Raw genomic sequence first — 10,499 nt, forward strand, 5'->3', positions numbered from 1 at the left:
GGATTTTCTCTGCGCGGTTACCTGCCCATCGCCCGATGCAGCCCTTATACTCTGCGACTCTTTTGTTTGCGCCTATGCTGGCAACAGCGCGCCTGGCGCGATCCCTCGTTTTAAGTTTGGAGCCTCGCAATGGAAGTGTTTGCCAGCAATTGGGCCACGCGTTTTGGCCAGCTTTGCCTGTGTGCCGGCCTGGCACTGCTGTCTCAGGGCGCCTCGGCGGCGGAAAGTGATCCCTGGGAAGGCTTCAATCGCCCGATCTTCACGTTTAACGACACCCTCGACACTTATGCCCTGAAGCCACTGGCCCAGGGCTACCAAGCGATCACGCCGCAGTTTCTGGAAGACGGCATTCACAACGTCTTCAACAACGTCGGCGACGTTGGCAATCTGGCCAACGACCTGCTGCAAGGCAAAGTAGAAGAAGCGGGCATCGACACCAGCCGTGTGCTGTTCAACACCACGTTCGGCCTGCTGGGTTTCTTTGATGTCGGCACCAGAATGGGCCTGGACCGCAACGATGAAGACTTCGGCCAAACCCTTGGCGCATGGGGCCTGAACAGCGGTCCTTACCTAGTGCTGCCGCTGTTGGGGCCAAGCACCGTGCGTGATGCTTCCGGCAAGATTCCGGATAGCTTTCTTGAACCCTATCCCTACATCAACGATGTACCGGCACGTAACGTTGCCCGTGGCGTGGATGTAGTTGATACCCGCGCCAGCCTGCTGTCAGCGGAGAAGTTTATTAGCGGCGACAAGTACTCGTTTATTCGCAATGCCTACCTGCAGATGCGCGAGTTCAAGGTCAAAGACGGCGAAGTTGAAGACGATTTTTAAGGCCTTGCATCCGAGGCAGATATAAAAAAGGAGACACCACGGTCGCCTTTTTTATTGGGCTGAACATCACTTCATCGAGAGAATCGCCAACCCTAGCGATTGTCTGCCGCCATCCAGCGCCGAGGCGCGGATAACTTCGGCTTCGGCGTCGAGGCCGCGTAGTTCGTTGTGTTCGGATGCGATATGGACTCTGACCTTATCGCCTACCTTAGCGTCGCTCTCGGCTTCCAGTTGCATGCCGGTGCTGGACAGGTCGAGGCAGAGGGCCGGAATGTCGCGGCCAGCGTATTGCAAGGTGACGGGTGCTTCCAAGCGCATACGGATGTAGTCGCGTTTTTCGGTGTAGGCATGATCACTTTGGCTCATTGACCCGCTCCTCTGGTTTTTATGGACTCTCCGATGGCCCTTATAACCTTGGCCACTTTCAGCTGTAAAGGCTTCAGACGATGATCGGCGCACGCTTGAATCGACGCACGGATGGGAGTACCGTCTGCGCCTTGACATGATCTCCCTAGTACACGCGTCGCGGCTGATCGGCCTGACGTACACGCCAACCACCCCTGGCGCCGTTTGCCTGGTACCCCATGCACAATTCCAGTGCCTCGCTGCTGATTATTGATGACGACGAAGTAGTGCGCGCCAGTTTGGCCGCTTACTTGGAAGACAGTGGCTTCAGCGTTCTGCAAGCTAGCAACGGCTTGCAGGGTCTGCAGATATTCGAGCAGGAAAAACCTGACTTGGTGATCTGCGACCTGCGTATGCCGCAAGTCGACGGCTTAGAACTCATCCGGCGGATCAACGCTCTCGAGGTGGAAACACCCGTTATTGTTGTGTCCGGCGCTGGCGTGATGAGCGATGCGGTCGAGGCCTTGCGCCTGGGCGCCGCCGACTACCTGATCAAACCCCTCGAAGATTTAGCCGTGCTGGAGCACTCGGTGCGCCGCGCGCTGGATCGTGCTTATCTGCGCTTGGAAAACCAGCGCTATCGGGAAAAACTCGAAGTCGCCAACCGCGAGCTGCAGGCCAGCTTGAGCCTGTTGCAGGAAGACCAGAACGCCGGCCGCCAAGTGCAGATGAATATGCTGCCGGTAACGCCGTGGACCGTGGACGGTTTGCAGTTTGCCCACCAGATTATTCCGTCGCTGTATCTCTCCGGCGACTTCGTTGATTACTTCCGCCTCGATGACCACCGTATCGCCTTCTACCTGGCGGATGTGTCGGGTCACGGCGCGTCGTCAGCGTTTATCACCGTACTGCTGAAATTTATGACTACCCGGCTGCTGTATGAGTCGCGCCGTGGTGGCCAGCTCCCCGAATTCAAACCGTCAGATGTGCTTGGCCACATCAACCGCGGTTTGATCAACTGCAAACTCGGCAAGCACGTGACCATGTTGGGCGGCGTGATTGATGAGCAGAGCGGTAAATTGACCTACAGCATCGGCGGGCACCTACCGCTGCCGATCATGTACAGCGAAGGCACGGCGCACTACCTGGAGGGCCGCGGCCTGCCGGTAGGGCTGTTTGATGAGGCGACGTACAGCGATCATGTGATCGATTTGCCTGAGTCTTTCAGCCTCACTCTGCTTTCAGACGGCATTTTGGACCTTTTGCCGAGCGACACACTCAAAGAAAAGGAAGCGTTGCTACCGCAGTTGGTTTGCACGGCAGGTGGCAGCCTGGATGGCTTGCGCCAGGTGCTTGGGCTGGCCAATCTCGCCGAGATGCCAGATGATATCGCCTTGCTGGTGTTAAGCAGGAACCTTGCATGATCTGTATGACCGCGCGCCGTATGAGCCGGAAGGGTACCGTTGCATGAGTACCGGTAGAATTCAGTTTGCTGAGCAGAACGGCACATTCGTGCTCAAGTTTGTGGGTGAAGTGCGCCTGACGCTTTGTTCGGCGTTGGATGCAACGATCGAGAAGATCTTCACCGCCCTCAACTTCTCCACCATCGTTATCGACCTAACGGAAACCCGCAGCATCGACAGCACCACGCTGGGCCTGCTGGCCAAGTTGTCGATTCTGTCGCGGCAAAAGGTCGGGCTGCTGCCCACCGTCGTCACCACCCACGCCGACATCACCCGCTTGTTGCAATCTATGGGGTTTGATCAGGTGTTCAACATCGTCGATCAGCCCTTGGCCGCGCCAGGCACGCTGGCTGACTTGCCCTCGCAAGATCAGTCGGAAGAAGTGGTAAAAGCCAAAGTGCTCGAAGCACACCGCATTTTGATGGGGCTTAACGAGTCCAATCGGGAAGAGTTCCACGACCTGGTCAATGCCTTGGAACGCGGCTGATATAAGGCAATGGCAGGCATAAAAAAACGCGCGAGAGGCTTACTGCCCTCGCGCGTTTTTTGTTGTGCTGCCTTTAGCGGCGGGCAGCCAACAAGGCTTCGAGCTTTTCCTGGTCGCGGGCGAATTGGCGAATGCCTTCGGCCAGCTTCTCGGTGGACATGGCTTCTTCGTTCAGCGCCCAACGGAAGCTGCTTTCAGTTGGCACTTGCTTCGGTTCGCCTGGGTTGCCCTCACGCAGCACCCGCTCCAGCGAGCCGTTGTCTTCCGACAGTTGCTGCAACAGTTCCGGGCTAATGGTCAGGCGGTCACAGCCGGCCAATTGCTCGATCTGGTTCAGGTTGCGAAAGCTCGCGCCCATCACCACGGTGTTGTAGCCGTTGGCCTTGTAGTAGTTGTAGATGCGCGTCACCGACTTCACGCCCGGGTCTTCTGCGCCGGTAAAGTCGCGGCCTTCTGCCTTTTTAAACCAGTCATAGATGCGCCCCACGAATGGCGAGATCAGGAAGATCCCGGCATCGGCGCAGGCAGCTGCCTGGGCAAAGGAGAACAGCAGGGTGAGGTTGGTTTGAATGCCGGCGCGCTCCAGTTGCTCGGCGGCACGGATGCCTTCCCAAGTGGAGGCGATTTTGATCAGGATGCGCTCGCGGCCAACACCGGCTTTTTCGTACAGCTCAACCAGGCGATAGGCGCGGGCCAAGGTGGCTTCGGTGTCGAATGACAAGCGGGCATCCACTTCGGTGGAAATGCGCCCTGGAATGACCTGCAAAATACCCTTGCCCACAGCCACGCCAAAGCGATCGCTGGCCAGACCCAAATCGCCATCGCAATTGGCCACGGCATCATTGAGCAGCTCGGTATAACCGGACATGGCGGCCGCTTTAAGCAGCAGGGAAGGGTTGGTGGTGGCATCGACCGGTTTCAGGCGGGCGATGGCGTCGATATCGCCGGTGTCGGCAACGACGGTGGTGAACTGTTTGAGTTGTTCGAGTTTGGAGGTCATGACACGGCCTTGTGGTAACGAGTGCCTAGACCTTACCCGACGCGCCAGCGCCGCTCAACGTCTGCGGCGTGACATTCCTCAGTGTTTTTGACGTTGGCCGACCGATGCGCCAGTTAACCGGCGAAAACCGCAAAAATGTTGGCGAAAACGTATCAGTTTGTAGAGCCTATGAGGACGGCCAGCAATCTGCTGGCCGCCCTTTAGCATCAGCGAGCGGCGACGTTAGTCGGGGCCTGCCAACCGCCACCCAAGGCTTTATAGATCGACACGATGCCGTGGTACACCTCGACCTCGGCCAAGGCCTGAGCGTCTTCGGCCGCCAGGCGCTCACGTTCAGCGTCCAGTAGCACGAGGAAGTCTGAGGTGCCTTCACGGTAACGGATCGACGCCTGTTGCGCGGCGGCGCGGCTGGCTTCGCTCTGACGCAGCAACGACACCAGACGCTGCTGACGTTTGCCGTAATCGCTGAACGCGTTCTCCGACTCTTCCAAGGCCACCAGTACCTGTTGCTCATAGTTGGCCAGGGCGCCTTCGGAGTCAGCATCGGCACTGCGGATGCGCGCTCTCACGCTACCCAGGTCAAACGCCGCCCAACTGATGGTTGGCGCCACACCCCAAGCTCGCGCGGCCGAAGAGCCCAATTGCGAGCCGCGTGCCGAGGTAAAGCCAAGGAAACCGGCAACGTTCACCCGTGGGAACAGGTCCGCCGTGGCCACGCCGACATTAGCCGTAGCCGCCGCCAACTGCCGCTCGGCAATGCGGATATCCGGGCGACGACGCAGCAGCTCCGCCGGATCGCCAATCGGCAAGGCTTTGGCAATGGCCGGAATGTCCTTAGGACTGAGGTCGACGCTCAGTTGCTCCGGCCGCTGACCCAGCAGGGTGGCGATACGGTTACGCGAACGCACTTCTTGAGCCTGCAACTGCGGCAGGGTGGCTTCGGTAGCGGCCAAGCGCGCATCGGCGCGCAGCACGTCCAGTTCGCTGCCCACACCGGCTTCACGCATGGTGTCGCAGAGGTTGCGCGATTCCTGCTGGTTATTCAGGTTGCTGCGGGCAATGTTTTCCCGCAGCTGAGCGCCGCGCAGTTCGCCGTAGGCATCCACCAACTCGGCAATCAGGCTGACTTGCAGTTGATACAACTGCGCCTCGGCAACGTCCTGCTCGGCGTCGCTGGCTTCCAGCTGGCGTTGGATGCGGCCGAACAAGTCGACCTCCCAGGCCATATCCAAACCAAGGTCGTAGCGTTCATTACGCACACGCTCGGTGGTCACGCCCGGTTGCTGGGCCTTGCCGTTTTCGCTGCTGGCGCGGCTAGTGACCACCGGGAAGCGATCATTGGCGACGTCATCACGAATGGCGCGGGCGGCTTTCAGGCGGGCGAAGGCCACGCGCAGTTGACGGTTTTCTTGTAGCGACTGGCTAACCAGCTGATTCAAGGTGGGGTCGTCAAACTGCTGCCACCAGCTCACTTCAAATTTGCTGCGGTCGTAGTTGCCCTGGGCGGCGGTCAGTTTCGCCGCTTCGGTTTCCGGCGCTTTATAGTCCGGGCCCACTGCGCAGGCACTGAGTGCCAGCGCAAGAAGGGCGGGAGTGAAGGCTTTCAAGCTCATGCGTGTGCCTCCAGTGCAGGCGCTTTAGGTGCTTTGCGCGATTCGCGGCGCTCGACAAAGTTACGGATCAGTACGTAGAACACCGGGGTTAGCAGCAGGCCGAAGAAGGTCACCCCAAGCATGCCGGAGAACACCGCCACACCCATGGCATGGCGCATTTCTGCACCCGCACCGCTGGAGAACACCAGGGGCACTACGCCCATCACAAAGGCGAACGAGGTCATCAGAATCGGCCGCAGACGCAGACGGCAGGCTTCCAACACCGCTGCCAGCGGGCTCATACCTTCCAACTGTTTATCCTTGGCAAACTCGACGATCAGAATCGCGTTCTTACAGGCCAGGCCCACCAGTACGATCAGACCTATCTGGGTAAAAATGTTGTTATCGCCACCGGACACAATCACCCCGGTAATGGCCGACAACAGCGTCATCGGTACGATCAGAATCACCGCCAGCGGCAAGCTCCAGCTTTCGTATTGGGCCGCCAACACCAAGAAGGCCAGCAATACGCAGAGCGGGAACACAAACAGCGCGGTGTTGCCGGAGAGGATTTGCTGATAGGTCAGGTCAGTCCACTCGTAGGTCATGCCGTTAGGCAGCTCGTCTTTCAGCAATTTCTCGATGGCTTTTTCCGCTTGGCCGGAGCTGTAGCCCGGCGCCGCTGCGCCGTTTATTTCGGCGGTGATAAAGCCGTTGTAGTGCATCACGCGATCAGGGCCCGAGGTATCGCTGACCTTCAGGAAGGTCGCCAATGGGATCATTTCGCCGAGGTTGTTGCGCACTTTCAGCTGACCAATTTGCTCCGCTTCCAGGCGGAACTGCTGTTCAGCCTGCACGTTCACTTGATAGGTACGGCCAAAACGGTTGAAGTCGTTGGCATACAGCGAGCCCAGGTACACCTGCAGGGTGTCGAAGATATCGCTGATAGCCACGCCGTGGGTCTTGGCTTTTTCCCGGTCAATGGCCGCGTCTACCTGCGGAACGTTGACTTGGTAGCTGGTAAACAGCCCCGCCAGTTCCGGCACGCTTTGGCTCTTGGTGATGATGTTCATGGTTTCGTTGTACAGCGCTTCATAACCCAGGCCGCCACGGTCTTCGATCTGCAAGCGGAAGCCGCCGATGGTGCCCAAACCCTGTACCGGTGGTGGTGGGAAGATCGCCATATAGGCTTCTTGAATACCGGCGTACTGGGCATTCAAGGCGCCCGCAATGGCACCCGCCGACTGGCTTGGGTCTTTGCGCTCATCAAAGTCTTTCAGCGCCACAAACACGATGCCGCTGTTCGGGCTGTTGGTGAAACCGTTGATCGACAGGCCTGGGAAGGCGATGGCATTGGCAACCCCTGGCTGCTTCATGGCCATTTCCGACATCTGCTTGATCACCGCTTCGGTACGGTCCAGGCTCGCGGCGTCTGGCAGTTGGGCAAAGGCCACCAGGTACTGCTTGTCTTGTGGCGGTACAAAGCCGGTTGGTGTCGACGAGAAGCCGGCATAGGTCAGCACCATCAGACCGGCGTAAATCACCAGGGCGATACCGCTGCTGCGGATAACCCGCGCCACGGTGCCGACGTAACCATGGCTGGCTTTGTCGAAGAAGCGGTTGAACGGACGGAACAACCAGCCACCCAAGAGCTTATCCAGCACCTTGGAGAAACGGTCTTTCGGCGCGTCGTGATCACGCAGCAACACCGCAGCCAGAGCTGGCGATAGGGTCAGCGAGTTAAAGGCCGAAATCACGGTGGAGATGGCGATGGTCAGGGCGAACTGTTTGTAGAACTGCCCGGTAAGGCCGGAAATAAACGCCGCCGGAATAAACACCGCACACAGCACCAAGGCCGTAGCGATGATCGGGCCGGTCACTTCACGCATGGCGCGCTTGGTGGCTTCCACAGGCGTTAGCCCCAGGCCGATATTTCGCTCGACGTTTTCCACCACCACGATGGCGTCGTCCACCACGATACCGATGGCCAATACCAGGCCGAACAGCGACAGCGCGTTCAGCGAGAAGCCAAACAAGTGCATCACGGCAAAGGTACCGATCAGCGATACCGGCACCGCCACCAACGGAATGATCGAAGCGCGCCAGGTTTGCAGGAACAGAATTACAACCAGCACCACCAAAATCAGCGCTTCAAACAGGGTGTGCACCACCGCCTCGATAGAGCCGCGAACGAAGATCGTCGGGTCATAAACGATGCTGTAGTCCATGCCTTCCGGGAAGCCTTTCTTCAGCTCTTCCATCTTCGCCCGAACCTCGTTGGAGATTTCGATGGCATTGGAGCCTGGGCGCTGGAAGATCGGAATGGCCACCGCCGGGTCGTTGTTCAGCAACGAGCGCAGGGCGTATTGGCTGGAACCCAGTTCGATACGGGCGACGTCTTTCAGGCGAGTGATTTCACCGTTTTCGCCGGAGCGAATAATGATGTTCTCGAACTCTTCTTCACTTACCAGACGGCCTTGGGTGTTTACCGACAGCTGGAAACTGGTGCTGCTAGGCGAGGGCGGTGCACCCAGTTGGCCGGCGGCCACTTGGCGGTTTTGCTCGCGAATGGCAGTAACGACGTCGGTGGCCGTCAGGCCGCGCGACGCGGTTTTGTTGGGGTCGAGCCACACCCGCAGGGAGTAGTCGCCCATACCAAACAGCTGTACATCACCCACGCCGCCGAGGCGGCCCAACTCGTCCTTGATATTGAGCAAGGCGTAGTTGGACAGGTAAAGCATGTCGTAGCGTTTGTCAGGCGAGGTCAAGTGCACAACCATGGTCAGGTCGGGCGAGGCCTTGTCGACGGTAATACCGATGCGCGTCACTTCTTCCGGCAGCTTGGGCTGGGTGCGGGTTACGCGGTTCTGCACCTGTACCTGCGCGTTATCCAGGTCGGTGCCCAGGGCGAAGGTGATGGTCAGGGTGATTTTGCCGTCGGCGGTCGACTGCGAGGACATATACAGCATGTTCTCAACGCCGGTAATCGCTTGCTCCAGCGGCGCGGCTACGGTTTCACCGATCACCTTGGGGTTGGCGCCTGGGAAGTTGGCCCGTACCACCACGGTTGGCGGCACCACTTCCGGGTATTCACTGATCGGCAACTGGAACAGTGAGATGGCTCCGGCGATCAGGATCAGCAGGGACAACACCGCTGCAAAGATCGGCCGGGAAATGAAGAACTGGGAAAAATTCATCGCAAATAATCCTTTAAGCCAGCCGGCTTAGCCGCGCGCCGGGGTGGTGCTGGCGAGCTTCTGCACGACTTTGTCGGCCTTGGCTTGTGCAGCGTTGTTGTTTTCCAGCGCTTGGCGTTGCTGCGCCAAGGCGGCAATGGTGGCTTCACTAGCCATCGGCACGACCTGAGGTTCTACCGGCGAGCCTGGGCGAGTGCGTTGCAGGCCTTTCACCACAATCTGGTCACCCTTAGCCAAGCCGCTGCGCACGATGCGCAAGCCTTCCAGCTTCGGCCCCAGCTCCACCGCGCGGTAGGCGGCTTTATGCTCGGCATCGACCACCAAGACGAACTTCTTACCAAGGTCAGTGCCCACGGCTTCGTCGCTGATCAGGGTGGCGTTGTAGGTGGCGCTACCAACCAGTTTCAGGCGGGCATACAGGCCTGGGGTAAAGCGCCCGTCGGTGTTATCGAACACGGCGCGGCCACGGATGGTGCCGGTTTTCGGGTTGACCTGGTTGTCGACAAAGTTCATCTGGCCCAGGTGCGGGTTGCCTTCTTCACCGGTCAGGCCCAAGTACACCGGGCTGTTCTGGCCGCGTTGGCCCTGGCGGGCGAGCTCGTTGTATTTGAGGAATACGCGCTCATCCACATCAAAGTAGGCGTACACGCGATCGGTGGACACCACGCTGGTCAGCAGGGTTTGCCCGGCGTTTACCAGGTTACCGGCGGTGATTTCGGCACGGCTGACGCGGCCGTCAATTGGCGCGGTAATGCGGGTAAAGCTCAAGTTAAGGCGGGCGTTTTCCAACTGCGCCTGAATATTCGCCACGCCAGCGCGGGCTTCTTGCGCGGCGCTGGTACGGGCGTCGGCCAATTCCGCGGAGATGGCGTTGCTGGCACGCAGGCGTTCACCGCGCTTGGCTTCGTTGTCGGTGCGCGACAGGTTGGCTTTGACTTGTTGCAGCTGCGCTTCCAAGCCACGCACTTCGGCTTCAAACGGCCGCGGGTCGATTTGGAACAGCAAATCGCCTTTCTTCACCAACGAGCCTTCGGTAAACACGACTTTGTCGATATAGCCGGAAACGCGAGGACGAATATCAACGGCTTCTGGCGCTTCCAGGCGGCCAGTGAACTCGTCCCACTCATTAATAGGTTGTTGCAGCACCTCGGCGACGCTGACTTTCGCCACTGGTAGCTGGGCCGTGGCTTCTGGCGCCTTCCCACAGGCACTGATAACGATCAGGGCGAGGGCGGCTAAGGGATAACGCAAGGCTAAAAGGGACTGATGCATCGGTGGGACTCCGCCATAGGTTTTTTAGGATGGGCGGAGTGTGATGGCGGCATGTGACGTCAGACGAATCGAACAAGCCGAAGATGAATATCAGTCTGAATGATGATTCCTACACGTGGCGTTGATAGTTCGTACAGCGAGCGCCAGTAGGGTGTGCTGTGCGCACCGAATCCGATCCATGGCGGATTCTGCATTCCCGCCTTCGCGGGAATGACGGGGTAGGCGGCAAAACCGCGTCGTCCCCGCGCAGGCGGGAACCCAGAATCTGCCGGTGTACGTTGGTGCGCACAGCACACCCTACCGATCGTGGCG

Annotated in this window: 8 protein-coding genes; 3 read left to right on the forward strand and 5 right to left on the reverse strand. The window is 59.0% G+C overall.

Annotated elements, in window-relative coordinates; genetic code table 11:
- Nucleotides 1–129 precede the first annotated feature (129 nt).
- Nucleotides 130–831 (forward strand): VacJ family lipoprotein, encoded by a 702-nt coding sequence (locus AAAB16_RS07520; RefSeq protein WP_340662787.1) that lies wholly within the window; start codon nucleotides 130–132, stop codon nucleotides 829–831.
- 66 nt (nucleotides 832–897) lie between these two features.
- On the opposite strand, the gene AAAB16_RS07525 is transcribed toward AAAB16_RS07520, so the two are convergent.
- A complete protein-coding gene (locus AAAB16_RS07525) occupies nucleotides 898–1,197 on the reverse strand; it encodes a PilZ domain-containing protein (RefSeq protein WP_340662788.1) in 300 nt (99 codons plus the stop codon).
- Nucleotides 1,198–1,415: 218 nt separating this feature from the next.
- Between AAAB16_RS07525 and rssB the strand changes: the two genes are divergently transcribed.
- Both rssB and rssC read left to right on the forward strand, forming a co-directional pair.
- Nucleotides 1,416–2,600 carry a two-component system response regulator RssB gene (gene rssB, locus AAAB16_RS07530; RefSeq protein ID WP_340662789.1) on the forward strand — a complete coding sequence of 395 codons (1,185 nt, stop codon included), beginning with the start codon at nucleotides 1,416–1,418 and terminating at the stop codon, nucleotides 2,598–2,600.
- Between the two features lie 43 nt (nucleotides 2,601–2,643).
- Entirely contained in the window at nucleotides 2,644–3,126 is a 483-nt protein-coding gene (rssC, locus tag AAAB16_RS07535) for an anti-sigma factor antagonist RssC (protein WP_110614304.1), read from the forward strand.
- Between the two features lie 73 nt (nucleotides 3,127–3,199).
- Here rssC and tal read toward each other — a convergent pair whose 3' ends face one another.
- From tal to mexE, 4 genes are all read right to left on the reverse strand, one after another.
- The gene (tal, locus tag AAAB16_RS07540) at nucleotides 3,200–4,126 is read right to left on the reverse strand and encodes a transaldolase (RefSeq protein WP_340662790.1); all 927 of its coding nucleotides are present in this window, start codon (nucleotides 4,124–4,126) and stop codon (nucleotides 3,200–3,202) included.
- A gap of 206 nt (nucleotides 4,127–4,332) precedes the next feature.
- Nucleotides 4,333–5,739, reverse strand: a complete 1,407-nt coding sequence (locus tag AAAB16_RS07545; RefSeq protein ID WP_340662791.1) for a TolC family protein — start codon at nucleotides 5,737–5,739, stop codon at nucleotides 4,333–4,335.
- Nucleotides 5,736–8,915 (reverse strand): efflux RND transporter permease subunit, encoded by a 3,180-nt coding sequence (locus AAAB16_RS07550; RefSeq protein WP_340662792.1) that lies wholly within the window; start codon nucleotides 8,913–8,915, stop codon nucleotides 5,736–5,738. Before AAAB16_RS07550 ends, AAAB16_RS07545 begins: the two co-directional genes overlap by 4 nt.
- A 27-nt stretch (nucleotides 8,916–8,942) precedes the next feature.
- Nucleotides 8,943–10,187 (reverse strand): multidrug efflux RND transporter periplasmic adaptor subunit MexE, encoded by a 1,245-nt coding sequence (gene mexE / locus AAAB16_RS07555; protein ID WP_340662793.1) that lies wholly within the window; start codon nucleotides 10,185–10,187, stop codon nucleotides 8,943–8,945.
- Between the last annotated feature and the right edge of the window lie 312 nt (nucleotides 10,188–10,499).

Source organism: Pseudomonas sp. (assembly GCF_037994325.1).
In the GTDB taxonomy this organism is placed as follows: domain Bacteria; phylum Pseudomonadota; class Gammaproteobacteria; order Pseudomonadales; family Pseudomonadaceae; genus Aquipseudomonas.

What these genes read in the sequence shown, in the direction of transcription:
- AAAB16_RS07520 (WP_340662787.1), top strand. Translation starts at nt 130, where the DNA reads ATGGAAGTGTTTGCCAGCAATTGGGCCACGCGTTTTGGCCAGCTTTGC.
- AAAB16_RS07525 (WP_340662788.1), bottom strand. Translation starts at nt 1,197, where the DNA reads ATGAGCCAAAGTGATCATGCCTACACCGAAAAACGCGACTACATCCGT.
- rssB (WP_340662789.1), top strand. Translation starts at nt 1,416, where the DNA reads ATGCACAATTCCAGTGCCTCGCTGCTGATTATTGATGACGACGAAGTA.
- rssC (WP_110614304.1), top strand. Translation starts at nt 2,644, where the DNA reads ATGAGTACCGGTAGAATTCAGTTTGCTGAGCAGAACGGCACATTCGTG.
- tal (WP_340662790.1), bottom strand. Translation starts at nt 4,126, where the DNA reads ATGACCTCCAAACTCGAACAACTCAAACAGTTCACCACCGTCGTTGCC.
- AAAB16_RS07545 (WP_340662791.1), bottom strand. Translation starts at nt 5,739, where the DNA reads ATGAGCTTGAAAGCCTTCACTCCCGCCCTTCTTGCGCTGGCACTCAGT.
- AAAB16_RS07550 (WP_340662792.1), bottom strand. Translation starts at nt 8,915, where the DNA reads ATGAATTTTTCCCAGTTCTTCATTTCCCGGCCGATCTTTGCAGCGGTG.
- mexE (WP_340662793.1), bottom strand. Translation starts at nt 10,187, where the DNA reads ATGCATCAGTCCCTTTTAGCCTTGCGTTATCCCTTAGCCGCCCTCGCC.